This is a genomic window from Roseibacillus persicicus (genome assembly GCF_014651675.1).
Lineage (GTDB): Bacteria > Verrucomicrobiota > Verrucomicrobiia > Verrucomicrobiales > Akkermansiaceae > Roseibacillus > Roseibacillus persicicus.
In genome coordinates this window covers 86,179-104,024 of the sequence record NZ_BMXI01000005.1, presented here as the reverse complement: position 1 = coordinate 104,024, position 17,846 = coordinate 86,179, and the positions used below count along the sequence as shown (strand labels likewise).

Genomic DNA, 17,846 nt, shown 5'->3' with positions numbered 1-17,846 from the left:
TCAAGTTTGGGAATGTCTCGTCATCATGCGTCCACTTCTCAAAATTGCAGCCTTGGCAATTGGCCTGTTCGGTTCTCTTTCCGCAAAGGAGAAAAGGAGTTTCGAGTTGCGGTGGGATAATGACTCTTTCTTGGAGCCCTTCGGCGGCAAATATACCGACCGGCACTACACGCAGGGTCTTTCCTTTCGCTATTGGCATCATGACGATGAAGGCACCCGATGTTTTCTTGGGTCCAGCGACTTGATGAATGCTCTCTTTCATTTCGGAATGGACGTTGAGGCTACCCGGGGCGGCATCTCGCTGGGACAGGAAATGTATACCCCGGAAGACATCGCCTTCGGCCCCTCCCGCTTCGGCGTCGGCTACTCCCTCGATGCCTACCAACTGCAAAGCGATGACAGGCCCTATGCGGGATACCTCTATCTCGAGCCCCAGTGGGAGCGGAGAGGTCTCTCATCGCTGTTCGGCTTCGAGTCAGTGGTGACACGGGACCGGTTCAGTGTCGCCCTTGGGGTCGTGGGACCTGCTTCGGGTGCCGACGAAGTGCAGCGACGCTGGCACAAGCTCTTCAATGGGGTGGAACCCGTAGGCTGGCGCCACCAATTGGACAACGAGTTCGCTTTCACCCTTCATGGAGAAAGAACCTGGCTCTTTTCCACCGCCGAGAAAAGCGCTCCCCTCTCTTTCAACCTCATGCCGACTCTTGGATTCGACCTCGGCAACGTTTCCACTCGCCTAACTGCTGGACTCGAGCTCAGGGCCGGGGTTGGTGACATTCATAAGTTTTCCATTCCTTCACAAGAGCTTTCGGATGACGGTTTCGGGTGCTATCTCTTTGCTTCGGCAGAAGGCTGGGCGGTCGGCCGAAACATTTTTCTCGATGGCAACACCTTCAGCGACAGCCACAGTGTGGATAAGGAATACTGGGTCGGGGAAGTGAGCCTCGGGCTCGGATTCCAGACTCCAATTTTCGACGGTCGCCTGTCTTGGGTGAAACGCTCCAACGAGTTCAAGCTCCAGGATGAGGCCAATTCCTACCTCGCCATCGAGGCGAAGGTTCTTTTCTAACTGCCGCTAATTAGGTAGCGCGGGAACCACGGGAGCGGCTTTCTCTTCGCGATCCGGACTAGCTGATTCCCCAAAAATCTCAACAGTCACCTGCTGCACGGCAGCCTCAATTTGCTGTTCCTTTGCGGACTGGGCGTTGGAACTGATCCACTCGCGCTCCAGCTGGTCCCGAACCTCATCAAAGCTGCGTTCCGACTCAGCTTTCAGCTCCTCAATCAAGATTAACCATCCTTCCCCCTCACCAACAACAGGTTCTAACAGCCCTGCTTCTGGCTCGGCAAAGATGGCCTCCGTCACCTGGGGTGGCAAAAGAAGATGCTCCGAGTCGGAGCTCACCCAGCCAAGCGTCCCCCCCTGATAGCGGGTGTTTGGCTCGTCGGAGAAACGCGCGGCCAGCGCCCCGAATCCCTTCCGGTTCTCGTCCGCCGGCAACTCTCGAAACTCCCTCGCTGCCAGCGAGAGGGATTCTCTAACAGATTCGACTTCGGCCTCAGTAAAACGACGACGAATCGCCGCCACCCGAGCTTGAGCTGGAACTCTCCAGCGCTCATTCTGAGCCTCCCAGCTCTCACGCAACTGCTCCTCGTCAGGTTGAGCGATCGCTTCGGCTTGGCTCAGAAAACGACTGGCCAGCGTCGCGCGCCAGGCCGCTTTCGTCTCCGCATCTTGGTCCAATTTCTCTCTGAGCGCGGCCTGTGCAATGGCCTCTTCTTGAATAAGTTCCTGCAGCGCCTTTTCCCGGCTCAATCCCGGGCGCCGCTCTCGATAGACTGTGAGATCTTCCTCTAACAGCCAAACCTCCCCCACGCGAGCAACCGCATCGACCACTTCATTTGACGGCTCCGACTCGACCTGCTTCTCGACAGTCTTCACTTCCTTGCAAGCGGTGAGACCCAAGCTCGCAAAGACAGCCAAACATCCTAACAGTCTCTCCTTCTTCATCGCCTCCGTACCGACAATCCTCCCAATAGCACGCAAAGAAGCAAGCTCGTCACTCCGGGTTCTGGCACCGGCGAGAGTTGAATTCCGAAGCTCTGCGGACTGGCCGAAACAGGCTCCCAGTTTTGCCCTCCGGTGCCTCCGGCGGCAATGGTGTCCGCGATTTGAATCAAGTTCCCGTCTTGGGAAATTTGCTTCCCGCTCTCAATGTAATCCCATTCGTATAGGCCAGTGGAAACATCCTGATCGTAGTCATGATCTGAGACACCGAGCACCAGCCAGTATCGTTGCCCCGGTTGCAAAACCGCCTCCGTGCCAGTCGACCCCTCGACTGGAGAAAGCTGAAAATCAGCCGAGTCTGGGGAGGAAGGGGCATAGGCGAGACTGCTGGCATCAAAGAGCACAAAGGTTTCTGCCGCTGACGGTCGAAGTCCTTCCGTTCCATAAAGCGCGACGTAGACATTCGCATTGGGATACAACACGCGCGCGCGCAGGGTCACCGAGGAGACCCGAAAGGCCTCCTCGCTTTCGCCAACATCAATGGAAGTCGCCAGCCATTGATTGTAACTCACACGGTCGCGGCCGTAGCTTTCCTGCGAGAGCGAACTGGCCTCCACCATCTCCAGATTGGTTTGCGCTTCCACACCGGAGAAAGACAGAGCCAACCCCAAACAAGCTTTCTGACCTAAATTCATCCTCATCCTATGGCAAGACATCCGCCACCACGCGGAAATGACACGAAGCGGGAAGGGGCTGAAGAAAATGCACGGTCACCTGCTCCATCCCATCAGGAAGAACCTGGGTCTCTTCCCGAACACTGGAGGCATCCACCGATTCCCAACTGTCCAAGTTCGTGGACGATTTCACCTGATAGACCAGCTCGGGAGCAAAGATGCGGCGCTGATAGCGGAGGGTAAAGCCACCCTCGCCAGCGCTGAGAAGAATAGGGGTCACCTCTCCCCCGTCCGGAACAAACGGATTTCCCCCAAAGGCAAATTCAGCCAGTCCATTCAAGCCATCGGAGTCACCGTCCGCGAGGAGGAAGTTCTCACGCTCCTCATTCACCGAATGAACAGCCATCCAGTCCGCGATGGTCGCCGGGCGCTCCACAATCAGAACCGTAGCCGAGGAAGTTTCCCCCAGAAGATAGGCCGAATCGGGCTGAACCCCGACGGTCACGGTCTCGGAACCATTCTGCAGCAAGCCCGAAGCAAGGGGCTCGACATCCAGAGTCAGAACCATTTGAGCCGGGGCAAAGGTAACCGATGAAGGCAAACGCCGATAGTCGACAAAGGCCGTGGCGTTTCCTCCCGCAGTGAGCCGCACGGTCAGCGGAATAGATGTCGGACCACTACGGCGAATCAAAATCTGCCCGGGATAATCGTAGTCCCGGATGGCAACCCGCTCGGCCAACTCCAGCCAGACCCGGCTTGGCAAGTCCGTGAGTGTTAGTGTAACAGAGGCCCCGTCCTCAGCCAGATCCCAGTCGGCATGGCTGGCCAGCTCGACCTGAAGCGTCTCCGTGGGCTCTAACAAATCATCGCCAAAAGGCTTCACCTGCAAGGTCTTGACCTTCTCTCCAGGAGCGAAAGTCAACGAGATTGGAAGGTTCGCGAAGTCAGCTCCCATGGTGGCGGTTCCTGAGAAAATCAAAGGAACGGTCAGCGTCTCGGAAGCATCTCCGCGACGGCGGAAGGTCAGTTGGACTTCTTGCAAGTCTTCCTCCGCAAGCTCTCCCTCGGAAGCGAGGAAAAGCGTCGTGCGTGGAATCACTTCGCCCGTCTCCAGCGCTCCCATGTCCCAGAGTTCTGCAAGTTCCTGCGGCATCTCGGAGGACTCGAAGCGAACCTCACCATCCACAAATCCCGAGCCATCACCGTCCCGATCCACTTGAAGAACTCCCCCGCTCAAACGCACATAGTTTTGCAAAGTGCGTCCTTCCACCGGTTCTAACAGCAGCCGCAAATCGAGGACATCTTCGCTGGCTTGAAAGTGACTCACCACCACCGTGTTCTCGGAATCCGCGACGACAATTCGATCTTCGCCCGCCCCCGGCAGAACCCGGTCTCCCCCGCCTGCGAGGAAAACATCCGACTCCTTTGTTCCGAGGAAGGTGTCCTCCGAAACCGAGCCGACAAACAACCGCCCGACTTCTTCCGTCTGCTCGCTCTCGGTGCTTTCCCAAGCAGTCGGACTCGATGGTCCTCTCAGCGTCGCCGCCCCCGCCAGTTGGGAAGCATCTTGCACCGCCGGAAAATCTTCGGGACTCTCCCCTGCCAATTGCCAGCCCGCCCACAGTTGGGCTGCCTCGCTGACCATCAAACGACATTGGGCCGAGGCCGCGGGATGACTCTCGGTTTCATCACGAACTGTTAGAGCAAAGGCCACTTCTTCAGCCTGTTCCCCCAAATGCTCGAACACCACGCGGCCACTATTTACATCGGCATAGGTGAAGGTCGTGATTGGCTCAGCTTTCCCTAACAGAAGGAGGCGCATGGAGTCAGGAACGTCTTGCGCTTCGAAGACCAAATCCTCAGCAGCTGAGTCCGAGTCAATCACTGTGATTACAGGAATCGCCCGTCCTCCAGTCGGCACCGCAAAGGCATACTCGGAAAGCAGTTTCGGAATCTGGTCATCACCCACCGGATCCGTGCCAAGCTGAAACTCGGAAAGATTGCTCACCAGATCGCCGTCGGGATCCGCGTTCGCATCGGCGAGATTTCGATCCGTGCCATATTTGTCCTCCCACCAATCGGGAAGGCCATCGCCGTCGGTGTCGGGCAAGGGTCCATCGTAGATGAGGTCAAGACGCTTGAAGCTCCCCCGCTGAGCAGTGGAGAGTTCCATCTGAAAGGCCCCGGGGTCTGCCAACCGCAAGGTCTCGCCATTAAGAGTCAGATTCGTGTTTTTGAAAAAGACTTCATCAGCACCCTCTTGCAAGGGAAGACCAGGCAAAACTGACTCCAGCGTCTCGGCTATCGCCAAGTGCTGAGGCACGCGAATCTGATAGGAGATTTCTCCTCCTTTCATCGCGGAAAGGTTGGCCGAGGTCTCGAAAATCACCTCTTCCTCCCCGTCGATTTGCCAGTTCAAGGAACCGGCAGTCATCACATAGGGCTCCCCTCCGGCCAAGTTGAGAACCCGCCCATAGAAGACAAGGTCTACCTCCGGGACACCGGCAGCAGATAGACTGGCGGCAGAGGCGAGTAGTGGTAAAAATGCTTTCATGATGTTGGCAGGTTTCGGGTCCTAGTTTCCACTGACGCTGTAGGTTTGAAGAAGAAGTCGAATGTCCCGCACCCCGACCCCATCGCGGAAGTCAGTCCCGGCGGACTCTTGGTCAAAGCCCGGCAGAGGGGCTCCATGAATCAAAGTATCGATGCCCGCGGAGGGGTTGGCGGAATCAGCTAACAGACTGGCGCTTGGAATGATCAGCACCCACTGGGTGTTCCAAACACTGCGCCCGATGAGACGACTATTCGTGAGCATCTCCTCATCGGCCCATCCTCCGGCATCATGATAGGCGCGGAAGCTCGAGAACTTGCGCAGGTCATTGAAGTAGCCGCTACTGCTCTCCGTGGCCGGCTGCCAAGTGGTGCTGTTCAGATCGGAAAGAGTAATGGCGAGCGGCGCGGGGATCCGTTGGTCCACCACGTTCCAGCTCCGATGCTCCAAGCTCGGACTATCGGGCACGAACATTTGATCGGATCCCACCGGGATGAGATACGCTTGCGGTGTCTGGCTGAGTGCCACGTTGTTGTAGCTATCAAAGCGAATCCCAACCGAACGAATCTTGGTCGAAAAGCTCGAGGAGTTGAAGGAGTGATCACCACCCGCAATCGGATGGCCAAACCAGTTTTTACCAGCCTCGATAGTGGAGCTAAAGGGAATGACGAGAGCGGGTTGCTCGCCAGCAGATTCCGGCGCAAAAGGACGGCAGTAACGGCGGAAGACATATCCATAGTTCACCCCGTTGCTTTGATACTCATAATTCCATAGGTCAGGAACCCGCCAGCTTTCCAACTGGTTTCGCCAATCGGGATTGACGCGGGTGCTCATCCCCACCCGGGCCAACTCGCGGCGCAAGGAGATCGCCGCGGTATTGCTGTCCGGATTGTTGAAGCCCAACTGCCCTTTCAAGGTCTCGTAGTTGGTCGCCAGCACTGCCAACTGCTCGGCGATCCCGCCCGCGCCAATGACAGGTTCCTCACCATCCCACTCCCCCAAGGTGCGCTCGCGCATCAACGCGGACAGCAGCGGAGAAGCATTGGCCGAGTGATTGTCGGGCAAGTTCAGTTCATACTGATAGGCTTTGCCCGCGAGATAGGCATAGCGGGTCGCGAGGTCGAAGGAGGAGCGATACTTGCGCAAGGCCTCATTGTGGAAGATGCGGAAGGTGTAGTCTTCGTAGCGCTGTTGCGTCGTGGTGGAAGCGACCCGTTGGTTGAAGACCGTTCGCTCGGTGAGCAGTGCCTGTCCTTTCTCGATGCTCATGCGCACCCGGTCGCTCGCGCTGCGCATCGATTCCACTGTATCAACCAACTCCCAGAGAAGCACTGCCTCGGAATTTACCAGCACTTGTATTTCATCCAAGATGTCGATCAGTTCGGACTTCAGATCTTCGGTTAGAAGCTGACGATCCATTTCCTCCAAAACCTGATCCGCTTCGATCTCCAGACGATACTGGGCAATCTGGGCCGCAAGAGAAACACCCTTGGCGATGTTGGAAAGATTGGCTTTTAAAGTTCCAATGATTCCCCTGGCCGGTGCGGTGGCATCGTTGGAAAGACCGACAATCTTCGGCAGAGCTTCATTGAGTGCATCAAAGGTATCATCGGTAAAGTCCGCCACCAGACTCGCCGCACCCGCTGCCGCAAAGGCTCCGGTCGCGGCCCCTGTTAGAACGGCTCGATCGTCATGAGCCTCCGACACGATCTCGATGCGGTCGGCTGCGATTCCGCTCTTCAACTCGAACTTGCGTAGCAGCTGTTTGAAGTCATCGCCCTGCGCCTGATAGAGAGCAACCGCATTGCGCACCCGCCACTCGGCTTGCACCAGTTCCTGAATGGATGCCTGGATCTCACCGGGGCTTTGTCTCTCTCCCCAAGAATCCGGCGCCACCAAGCCATAGCCTGAGGAGCGACGAGGAAGGTTCAGCTGAATCTCGCCCGGCGTCACCGCTGGCAGATTGACATCATTGGGAAAATAGGCGGACACCGTATCGCGCAACAAGTCGTCGACCCCGACCCCACCCGCAAGGAAGGGATTCGTGTCCGAGGCGAGATTTCTCAGCCCCGCTGGGATGGTGGTCGCTACCGTGGTCTCGCTCAGGTCCGGCAGAATATCGGCTCCTGCCGAAAGGACGTCGACATACATCCACAGGTAGATGTCGGGACCCACATAGCCTTCGGGATAGGCTTTGCCCGTGCCAATCATCCCTGCGTAAGGGGTGCCGAAGACTTCGATCATTTGATTCCGCAAGCTCCGATCCTGGTCGATGGCATTCTGACGAAGAGTCTCGCTGGTGGCTTCCGTTTGGCGAAGCTGGGAGGCGATGCCATTGGCGTAGTCGAAGGTCTTCTTGGTATTTCCCGCCGCTCGGGTAGCCCGCTGATAGACTTGCTCGAAGTGGGTGGCGGACTCCTCATGGGTCCGGTCCGCCAAGACGGGATCGATATCGAAGGGAATGCTATCAGGATTCAATCCGGCGGGGTTCAATCCTTGATCCGCAGCATTCAGATGAGCCTGAATCTGATTGGCCTGTTGAGCTATGTCGGCAATCTCCGCCACGGTGGTGCGATCCACTTTTGCGATCCCGGTCTTGTTCGGATCGGTCTCTTCGGCGGGCAGCATGGCATTGACAAATACCCAATCGCAAAAGGCGGCAGAACCCGAACGCTGCGCAGTCTCAAAGACTCCCCAAGCCCGATCCGTATCCACGTCTTGATATCCCTGCCACTGACCGTCGGGGTTCTCGGTGTAGGCCGAGCGATAGCTGAGGTCCACCAACTCCGCACCACAACGCGCGCGGGCAGCTGCCGATCGAGCGAAGGCCCGTTCGTCCTGATAATCGATATCCAGAACGATGCCATCGATATTGTATTTCTCGCTGCGTGCGCTCCAGGAAAAGTTCACGTTGCTCGCCAGATCGTAGTAGCCTTTCAGCGCCATCGTATAGTGACCCCAGGCATCGCCGTGGCCTTGCGGATAGAGTCGGCGGGCGTCCTCATCGTCCAGCAGTCCGTCTTCAGTGAGGTCGTTGATGCCATAGTTCATCACATAGGCGGCCTCGCCTGAACCATTGGTGAAGTTCCAAATCAGGCGATTGTAGGAAGGTCTCGCTCCCACTTCCGCGCGTCCCCGCAGGAGGGAAAGCTCCTCGTCCAGGAGACCAGCAGTTTGGTTTTCGAAAGCATGAATAGTGGGGGCCAAAGAACCGAACTCCCCTCCCACGGTGGCAAAGCCAATCAAGGGATCGAGCGCATCCGAATAGGCCTCGTTTCCTAACAAAGTGTAAAGCCCCCCAATTCGATTGGCCGCATTCAGGAGAGCAGTATTCACCCCCACACTCCCCTGCTGGGTCGCGATGGTGAAGTCTTCCGCTCGGTCGAGAACAGTCTGATAAAGTTCGATCAGACCCACGCTCTCGATGGCATCTTTGTCGGGATTGAAGGCGACGGCTCCCTCGAACCGCTGTCCCGCTTGCTGAATCGCACTCGTGTAGGTGGCGGGAGCATCACTGTTGCCAAAGTCCGTGAAACGGGCATCGAACAAGTTCACTGCAGCCGCTACCCGCTTAATCCACCCCGGAACCAACTGCGCGACATAGGCCTCATCGGTATCGACGGAAGGCGAGTCGAAGTTGGGGGGACGACTATTCGCCGCTCCCGCCCAAGCACTCCAATTGGATGCCACCGCACCGTTGTCGTCCTTGTGACGGTAACGGGTAAAGGCGAGATTGTCTTGAATCAAAACCGGACCCGAGCCGCTCAGCTGAACCTCGAAGGCACCCACCGCAGACATAAAGTCCGTCCAGTCTCCGCTATTCGTCGAGACCGTCGCAGTCGGCTTGGTCACTCCAGGGGGATTGAGCTCGACTCCATCTTCCTCGCGCAGAATCCACTCGAAATAGAGGTCATCCACATCGCCACCGAAGTCCGCAGTGTGGCGAAGAGTCACCTTTTCATCAAAGACATTGGAAGGCTCCAAGACCGCAATGGATCCCCGATACTTCTCAGGCGTCACCCGAATCACATGCATCGCGACCGGACTATCAGGAAGGTCCGCTGAGTCATTTTCCGCAATGGTGATATACCCGCCTTCCGATCCCGAACGCTGCAGCCCGGGATTGGTCACGACCACCACCCCGGGGCCGAAGTTGTTGGCCGGCTCGATTCCCAGAGTGCCGCTATCCAGTCCGATCCCCAGAGAATCGGTCACCAGCGTTTCGTTCGGGTCGCGTGAAGTTTGCGCCAAGGCCGCCACCGCATTCGTCCAATCAACGCTGGAGGAAAGACCCTTTACCAGCAACTCGTCGCTCTCGGTGAGAACGTTAGTCTGCAAGATTGTCTGAGCGCCGGGCGTGCTGAGCAAGTCGCCATCACCCAAAGTCCGTCCGTTGAGAAGCCCCCTGACTTCCAAAGTCTGAGTGGTGGTGTCGTAATAGATCCGATCTTGCAGACTCGCAGGCAGATCCTTGAAGTGCCAAACCAACCCGTCGACGATGACCTTCCCCGCAGCAGGCTGCAGCGCGTCAGGCACAGCAGTGAGCGCCAGTGGAACCGAGTGGCTGGTCAGAGCCGGAAAGACGCGCGCGAGGTAGTTGTTGTCGAGCTCGGCGGGAGTGAGATCCACGTTGGCCTCGTCGAACACCTGCTTTGCACTCTGCCAAGACACAGCTTGGGGCAAGCCGCTGGGCTTTGGGTCTGCCGTGCTGTTATCGGTGGCATACTCTCCGCCTGAGAAAGTCAAAGTCTCCCCTGCTTTCAAAACGGGAACGTCAGTCGGCCAAATCGTGTTGTAGCTGACATTGCGAGGACGCGAGACATTGATGTTTCCGAACGAAACCGCCTCGCCCGCTTCTGCGGTCGGATGCCAGAAATCCGCCCTAAGAGGGTAATGCCACGCCACCTCCACATCGGCCGCCGCATCCGTATCGCCCGAGACACACCACGGCATGTTATTCTTATCCTCGTAATAGGCAATGCGACCATCGACATTGAACCCTTCCGTCTCCTCCGGAATGGCCGAGGCTCCGATCACGGTGTCCAGCGGGTGGGGCGGGCTGAGCCGCAAGCCTGCCTCGTTCTGATAGAAATAGGTGTAAGTCTGATTGAACGAAGGGAGGCGCGAATCCGTGGTGGTCGCGTCTTCCTCTTCAATCGAATAGACCTTCATCTTGGCCACGGGATTGGAAGGAGTGCTCACATCTTCATACTGCACCAGGACGTAGGGCTCACTGCCGAACGGTTGGTTCAGATCATTGCGCAAGGCAAAGACCGCCGAACGGGTCGCGTCTGAAAAGGACGAAGCCACGAGGGCGTGTTCCTCGTTGGGATTGTATCCCATGAGGGCAGGATCCGCTTGCTGGTAAACAACCGGATTGACCCAATCTTCTCCGAACTGAGGCTGCTCCTGCCCCGACTGAGACAAGCCTTCACTACCCAAGCGGCTGGCGATAACGATTCGATCCGTGGCGGAGGGCCACTCCGGCTGATAGTTTCGCGCCACGTAAGGCCAGCGAATCTCATCCTGCACCCGATACCACGCGATCGAAAAGGAACGGTCCGGCAATTCCTCCTCGGAAGAGAGCAAGAACAACTCGGCAGGCGTCAAAGCCCGATCGTAGACCCGCGCATCGGAAATCACCCCATGAAAGAACTCGTCGCCTCCCGGCAGTTCGACACCCAAGGTCAAGACCTCGTTCGAGGCTACAAAATGAATCGGTTGGCTCGGCACCACCTCGCGGTCCAGCTTTCCATCGACATAAAAACGAACTGCGGAGCCATCATAGGTGACCGCAACGTGATAGTGCTGACCCAACTCCAGCGTCGCGTTGGAGTCCCAATGAGCATGCGGTGAGGACCCGTTCCCGCTCTGCTGATTGTAGTTCACCGCCAGGCGAATCTTACCCGCAGCGGTGGTGGTCAGCGCATAGGTGCTCCGTTCATTGCCCTTGCTCACAATCCCACCCCACTCGATGAAGGCATCAGGACGGATTCGAGCCGCAATCGTGAGCAGATCACCCGAAAGATTGCCGACGCCTCCCGGTGCAGAGAGATAGGTATTGGAAAAGTCGATCCCTGGCGACAACCAGGTTGGAACTCCATTTGCGAAGACCGCATTCGCCCCCGTCGCGGCATCGTTCGCGGTCATTCCACTGGTTTCATTGAGTGCAAAGTGAGTCACTAGCCCTGAACTCAATCCTGCGGTGAGGCTTGTGCTCACTCCCGCGTTCACGGGGAAGATGGGGCCTTCCCGGCTTTCTCTTTCATAGAGACTGCCATTCACGGGGGCCAACTCTTGCACCACATATCCATTGTGCCCGACTTCTTCGGCATCGTGATCACCAGACGCAACCGCTTCGCCCACCGTTGCGGGCAGCAGGATCTCCCCGGCGGAGTCTTGCCAATGGATGGAGTTCACCACTTTCACCGAGAGAGATTCGCGCTCCAAGTCGCCATTGGATTCTCCATTCGCCCGGTGGGAAAACAGGAGAATACTGCGCCCGGACTCAGCGGCAGAAAATTGCGAACCAGTCACCGTGGCGCGGCTTTCGGTATGGGCCAGACGGACAAAGGAAGTTCCATCGGCAGCGCTCTCATCCAAGTCCACTGCTGGCGTCTCGATGATGTGGGTATAGTCCGGCTCACTCGGCCAATCGACTGTGACCTCGACGATGATGTTCTTCGCCGCATCATCCGGCGCGGCACTATTTACGAACTCGACCGTGAACTTGCCAGGCTGCAGCACGAAGAGCTTGTTCTGCACCTCATCCCAAATCTGCATCGTCTCGAAGGTGCTGCCGTCCGGCCCCGTGGAAACATTTCCCGCCACGGGAGGAGTGCTGGTATCGATACGTCCTCCGTCTGCTCCGGTTACTCCGGCAAAGGTGAGAGTAGATCCGACGGAAACGGTCTCCGGATAAATCGCCCGCGCATAATCCCAAGTGATGCCGGAGGGCTCCGTGATTCTAAAGGTTTTGCTAGAGACATTCAGCGCTTCGCTCGGGGTGATATCGCCTTGCCCCAAGTAGTATCCCTTCAGACTCAAGGTGCTCAATCCGCTGTCGACCTCTGTGGGAGCAGAAACGGTCACGGGCTTGTTCGCGGCTACCCAAATCTCCCCCACTCCGGTCAAGACGCGATTACGCGTCGAACCCTGCTTGCGCAGCTCCCATTGCGAAGACTTGTTAGACTTGGGGTTGCCCTCGCTGTCCTCGCCAATTACCTCGAACCACTTGCCTGCTAAACTCGTGAAAGGCAGCGTGACGGTTCCGCCAGCTTGTGTTCCCGCGGGAACATCGATGAGATACTCGTCACCCCAGCCGTGAAACTCGTCCGCGACCCGAATCCTCAACTTCTCAGGCGGGGCCCCTTCGTTGAAAGTGATATGGATCTCATTGCGGGTGACTCGAATCGGAAAGTAGGCGTATTGATAGGAGTTATCCGAAAACGTGTTGCGAGAGAACACCGAGGCCGCGGCCTCGAAGTCGGCGGGCAGAACATTGTGATCGGTCCACGTGGTCGTTGGACTCTCTTCCGCCACCGAGGAATTGACCGCCTGCCGCATGCGATACTCTTTTCTCCAAAGCCAGGACAGCTTCCCGGGACCATTGACTACAATCTCAGCGGTTTGCTGCCGATTTTGCAGGTCGGTCCACTGATACCAGCTTCCACTCACTACCCCCGCAGCCTCCGCCACTACTCCCTCAGCGGCAAAGCCAAGCGATCGCCAGCGAACGCCCGTTTGATCAGGATCGCTCTCCCAACCATTGATGGATGCCACCATCGATTCGCCTTCCACGAACCAGTGCTTGTTCACCACTGGACTCGGACTCCCAGCCGAGACCGAACTCAAGCCATCGACACCCGAGAGTTCGGAAGAAATCTGAACCGCATGCTCGGTTCGCCAAAGGAAGGTCAACTCGGTATCTCCACTTGCGACGAAGGTCACCGAATTTGCGGTTCCGTTCTGTGTCGAGTTGCGGAACTGGTAGCCGGTATTCACCCGGCGCGTCACCGCATAGCGGCGAATGGCATCCGAGTTGGCGGAATCGAGAATGTTGCCATTGACATCCTCATAGACAACATGGGGAACGGTTGCCGCGATGGCGCGACCTGCCGCAACGGTTGCGACCGACGCGTTGGAACCGGAAGGACCACCGTGCGGAGTCGGATTCCCGAACTCCGAGTTGATGGCGATTTGCACTTCTTCCAGGAAGTCTCCCGCACTCGACATGAAACCCACGAAGCCCTTGTGTTCACTATTGCTTCCCTCAAGTGTTTTGCGAGTGGCGGAATCGGGTCCGAGGGTGAGATCTCCATCCTTCCACGAACCAGCAATCACGACGGTATTACCGGTCACCCCGAGAGAGGCCACCCGCTGGACTGTGGGAGGCGAGATACTCGCATTCGTATCCTCAACCGGAGCCACGTGCCAACTTGCAGAGGGCGAAAGGTCGGTGGTCGATAACTTTTGCCAAAAGAGGTGAGCCTTGGAAGAGTTGTTCCCGACCGAGGCTGAAACAAGCGTTCCTGCTCCATCGACAAAGCCACGAGTGCTCAACGCTCCCCCGGCCACCCCAGAAAGATAAAGGGACTGATCACTTCCCATCGTAATCCCGGCCACCAGATCATCGGCTGAGGAATTGTAAACTCGGAAACTTGAATACGCGAGGTTGTTAGCGGAAAGCTTGCCCACCCAAATGTCCATACTCCCATCCACACTATCAATCCGAGCCGCGTCATTGGGCTCCGCTCCGTCTGTTGAGGAGTTGGGGCGCAACCATTTCTTGAATTCACCAGCCACAAAGAGCGAACCATCGGAGTAAGCCATCTCTGCAACGCGCGCATGAGAGCCGTCGTCTCCCCCTTCCAGTTTGATGGGGTGGAAGTGGTGGGTAATCTCGCTCGTTGCGCTTCCTCGCACGGGATCGATGCGATAGATGATACTCAACGAACCGCCGTATGAGTCGAAATCGTTCGCGAAAACCGTGCCGCTCCTGACTGACTCGAAACCCCGATACTGCTCCACTCCGTTGGGGTCGAGATAGGCCGCGGTGCGCGTCCCGTTGCTGGTGAAGATGGCACGGGTATCTTCTTCTACCGAAGTATTCGCCGTATCGGTGACCAACGCTACGAAAATTGCCCCAGTATTGTCCGCTGCCACTGCAGTAGCAGTAGTCCCAAAGAAATTTCTACTAAAATCATCGTTTCCGAAAGTCGTGGCCCAAGTCGCTTGCAGATTTTCGTCGAATCTCACCACAAAGGCATCCTTCTGATCGGGGTTGGTGGTCGATCCTCTAATCATCAAACTTCTCGTCCCGTTTCCACTGAAAACCGTCGCCGGACTGGCCCCCGCTTGCTGCTGCTTGACCGTGAGTTTGTCTCCATGGGCATCCCCCACCAAGGTGACGGTTGCGGCATTGTTCTCCGATCCGATGGCGAGCGCGTTTCCGCGAGCCACCCCGTTGGGACTTTCCGCCAGGCTGTAATCCAAGAGGGTGCCATCAAGAGTCAGCTTGGCGATAAAGGCCTTCCCATTGGCGCCCGATGGAGTCTGGGTGGTTCCACAGACGTAGAGACGATCGTTGAGCGCCTCAATGTCGTTGACCTTCCAGACCGACGATTGACCGAGAACACTTCTCATCGTCTTGGTCCAGACGATCGAACCCGCAGGATCGACTTTGGACAAAAAGCCATCGTCAGCCGACCCTGTTCCTTTGGTCCATCCGGTTAGATAAACAAAGCCCCCAGCAGAGGCTGTTCGAAACCCGGGATTCCAAGTATTTGGATCTTTATTCGAGTCCGCATTGATGGCGTCCGAGAAATAACTTCCCTCCGGAATCTCTTTGAGCAAGACCTCGGCGGAATTGGCGACAACAGTGAAGGCACCGAACAATGCGGCGGCAGAAAACCGAACAAAACGATTCATGAAAACTTAAGGGTTGAGAAGTTGTGAAGACGATACCCGTGCGAAAACAGCCGTCCCGCGCACTTCCAAAGTATCCTTGTGAAGGCCTGTGATTCTTTCGCTAACAACCGCCCGACGTTGTCCGTCAGTGGGCAAATCCTCATCCTCCCAATCAATGGTTAGTGTGCGGGTAATCTCCCGACCGATTCCAAGGTCGGGGTGATACTTATGGCGGAACGGATTCTTGGGATGCGCTGCGGGCAGAGTCACCGAGACCGCGATCTCATCCCCACTCCCCGTTCCCGCGAAGGCCACTTTGTCAGAGGGAAGCGGGAAGGTCGCGGAACTGATGCGCACCCCCACCAATTTGTCACCACGCGGGACGATGCCGTCGTAGTTCGCCACCAGATTGGCTTGGGTGATGATCGCCTCCCGGGGGTCGCCACCACGAGTCCTCATCAAGGTTGCTTCCTGCAGCAACAACATATTCTCGACCGCATCGGAATAAACAATGGCCTTGGAATAGAAAGGCGAGCCCGCCTCACCCCACTCGCCGGTGGTGACATTCTTCACCTCATTCAGCTCCATCTCACCGACCCAAAGCCCCGCCATCGTCTCATCGGGGTTCGGTGGTTCGTGGAGAATCCCGACCTCCGAAGGGGTGAGTTCGCGGTTATAGACTCTCACATCCCGAATCGCTCCATGGAAATAGTCAATCGCTCCGGCGTCGCGTCGCCCGACCTGAATATCTACCGTTTGATTCGGGATCACCTGATGAACCACCTCTCTATCCATTTCCCCATCGATGAAGAACCGGGTGCGCGAACCATTGTTCGAGATCGCCACATGGTGCCACGTCCCCCACTCCAAGGTCCCGGTCGAATCGGTATTGCCAAAGCCAGTCGAACCCGCTTCGTTAAAAAAAGGATCTCCCCGGTTCTCCAGCACCAGCTTGCCATCGATCACCAGCATAGCGACCGAATACATATCGAGGACCCCACGCCATCCGGTGGTATTGTCAGAACGAACCCATGCCGACATTGTAAAGGTCTCGCGCAGGGAGGGAACTCCGTCAGAGAATTTGAAGAAATGCTGATTGGCCGCGTGAAAGAAAACTCCCGGCTGCTGCCACTGAGGCGTTCCACCCCAATATCTCAGGGGATAACTGCCGATAGCATCATTGGCGATCGTGCCCTCGGTTTCATCCAAAGCATACTGAAACACCAGACCGTCCCGAATATCCAACTGCGCGCAAAGCGGCGCCGCTGAAGAGACAAAAAAGACCACGACTCTAGAAACGGAGCGACGAAAAGTTCTCATATTACGATAAACCTAGTAGATGGAGACCGGGAGGCGAAACTGCATTCCTCCCCCTTGTAAAACGAAGGAATAATTCCCGGCAGACTGCCCCTCTTCCCCCAATTGCAAGGTCAAGGGCTGGTAAGAATCCGCCAAATCAAGCGAGGAACTCTGGCTTCCGCTCCCAACGAAAGTTGCCGCCAGCCCACTGCCCATCTCGACAGTCAAAGTCACTGGCAGAGAGCCATTTCTCCGCAGTCGCACTGTGGCCGATTGCTTTTGAGAGCTCAGCGAAAGACTTTCCCCCACCCAAGTGATGTCCACGGGTCCTTGGAAGTCACTCCCTTCCTTGGACCACACCCAATAAGCGACTCCACGCTTCATCAAGTCGGTGGGCGCCACTTTCTGCCAGCGATTGGCGATCAAGCGAAAGACCTTGAGGTCTTCATGCGCCCGAGAGTCATCAAAGAAACGGGCAAAGGTCGGAGGGGCTGTCGAATCGATGTCGAATCCGACGAGATTGAATGAAGTTCCAGTCCACTTGGTGCGGGCAAAGGCCGGTTCGCCCGAAACCGTCACCTGACAAGCCGAAGTTACCTTAATCAACAAAGGAGTTCGGGCCGGAATGGCACGCAGGTTATTGAGAAAGGCCGAAGGACTGCTTGCAGGCTGCCAAGTTCGCCATTGCGGCGAGCGCTCGGGAAGAGCTTCGGGATCAACCAAGGAGTCTACTTTCGCCTTGTCCGGCAGCCACAAGGAAACCATCTCCACCGGTTTCCCGGCGAAAAGCACCTCGGGATCCGAGTGCTCGGGTTTCAGTTCCAGGTAGATGGAATTCCATCCCGGTGTGAGTTCCAAGGTTTGCTCCGCAGCCTCACTCCATGAAGCCAAGCCAAGAAAAACCCCGAGAAAATTTCCCCAATTTCGAAGAGTCATGCGTGTTGTTAAATATCAAACAACACTAACAAATTTTAACAACAAGCCGCTTTTCAGTCAGTTGCGAAGAAATGAGCTGCCAACAAGCCTCGGCTGTTAGAAAAACACCCGTATAAACGAACAACTCAACCCACCTAAAAAAGAGTGAGCGCCAAGAGCATGAGGAGTAGCAGAGCGGTCAACCACCAATACCACGCGATTCCCACTCGCCGATGGGGTTTTCCGCCGAACTCACGGGCCACATAGTCTTCGTAATCGAAGTCTTCGTCAGGAAGATCGAGCCCATCATAGGCCGAATCCTGCTCCCAAGATCGCTTCTTCTGCGCCTGCTTCCGCTTCTTGCGCCCCATGCGCTTCGCCACCTTTCGGGGACCGCAAGCCTGGCATCCCTTGGAACCGACGGGCACTTCTGCTCCGCATTCGGGACAAAGGTAGCAATCGACTTCGGCCATGGTTCGAAAAGTGAGTT

8 protein-coding genes are annotated in these 17,846 nt (G+C 56.7%); 1 reads left to right on the top strand and 7 read right to left on the bottom strand.

The annotated features are described in order from the left end of the window. The first annotated feature begins 25 nt into the window (after positions 1 to 25). The gene (locus tag IE099_RS07275) at positions 26 to 1,069 is read left to right on the top strand and encodes a lipid A deacylase LpxR family protein (RefSeq protein WP_189568993.1); all 1,044 of its coding nucleotides are present in this window, start codon (positions 26 to 28) and stop codon (positions 1,067 to 1,069) included. Positions 1,070 to 1,075: 6 nt separating this feature from the next. Here IE099_RS07275 and IE099_RS07270 read toward each other — a convergent pair whose 3' ends face one another. From IE099_RS07270 to IE099_RS07240, 7 genes are all read right to left on the bottom strand, one after another. Then, the gene (locus IE099_RS07270) at positions 1,076 to 2,011 is read right to left on the bottom strand and encodes a peptidylprolyl isomerase (protein ID WP_189568990.1); all 936 of its coding nucleotides are present in this window, start codon (positions 2,009 to 2,011) and stop codon (positions 1,076 to 1,078) included. Then, a complete protein-coding gene (locus tag IE099_RS07265; RefSeq protein WP_189568987.1) occupies positions 2,008 to 2,703 on the bottom strand; it encodes a choice-of-anchor R domain-containing protein in 696 nt (231 codons plus the stop codon). Before IE099_RS07265 ends, IE099_RS07270 begins: the two co-directional genes overlap by 4 nt. 7 nt (positions 2,704 to 2,710) lie before the next feature. Then, positions 2,711 to 5,236 (bottom strand): Calx-beta domain-containing protein, encoded by a 2,526-nt coding sequence (locus IE099_RS07260; protein WP_189568984.1) that lies wholly within the window; start codon positions 5,234 to 5,236, stop codon positions 2,711 to 2,713. 21 nt (positions 5,237 to 5,257) lie between these two features. Beyond that, positions 5,258 to 15,163 (bottom strand): LamG domain-containing protein, encoded by a 9,906-nt coding sequence (locus IE099_RS07255; protein ID WP_189568980.1) that lies wholly within the window; start codon positions 15,161 to 15,163, stop codon positions 5,258 to 5,260. A gap of 6 nt (positions 15,164 to 15,169) precedes the next feature. After that, complete coding sequence (locus IE099_RS07250; RefSeq protein WP_189568977.1) at positions 15,170 to 16,462, bottom strand: LamG domain-containing protein; 1,293 nt, start codon at positions 16,460 to 16,462, stop codon at positions 15,170 to 15,172. 12 nt (positions 16,463 to 16,474) lie between these two features. Continuing rightward, complete coding sequence (locus tag IE099_RS07245) at positions 16,475 to 17,377, bottom strand: hypothetical protein (protein WP_189568974.1); 903 nt, start codon at positions 17,375 to 17,377, stop codon at positions 16,475 to 16,477. A gap of 134 nt (positions 17,378 to 17,511) precedes the next feature. Further along, positions 17,512 to 17,829 carry a hypothetical protein gene (locus IE099_RS07240; protein WP_189568971.1) on the bottom strand — a complete coding sequence of 106 codons (318 nt, stop codon included), beginning with the start codon at positions 17,827 to 17,829 and terminating at the stop codon, positions 17,512 to 17,514. Positions 17,830 to 17,846 lie beyond the last annotated feature (17 nt).

Coding starts and splice junctions, on each gene's coding strand:
- IE099_RS07265 (WP_189568987.1), bottom strand. CDS start 2,703: ATGAATTTAGGTCAGAAAGCTTGTTTGGGGTTGGCTCTGTCTTTCTCC.
- IE099_RS07250 (WP_189568977.1), bottom strand. CDS start 16,462: ATGAGAACTTTTCGTCGCTCCGTTTCTAGAGTCGTGGTCTTTTTTGTC.
- IE099_RS07240 (WP_189568971.1), bottom strand. CDS start 17,829: ATGGCCGAAGTCGATTGCTACCTTTGTCCCGAATGCGGAGCAGAAGTG.
- IE099_RS07255 (WP_189568980.1), bottom strand. CDS start 15,163: ATGAATCGTTTTGTTCGGTTTTCTGCCGCCGCATTGTTCGGTGCCTTC.
- IE099_RS07270 (WP_189568990.1), bottom strand. CDS start 2,011: ATGAAGAAGGAGAGACTGTTAGGATGTTTGGCTGTCTTTGCGAGCTTG.
- IE099_RS07275 (WP_189568993.1), top strand. CDS start 26: ATGCGTCCACTTCTCAAAATTGCAGCCTTGGCAATTGGCCTGTTCGGT.
- IE099_RS07260 (WP_189568984.1), bottom strand. CDS start 5,236: ATGAAAGCATTTTTACCACTACTCGCCTCTGCCGCCAGTCTATCTGCT.
- IE099_RS07245 (WP_189568974.1), bottom strand. CDS start 17,377: ATGACTCTTCGAAATTGGGGAAATTTTCTCGGGGTTTTTCTTGGCTTG.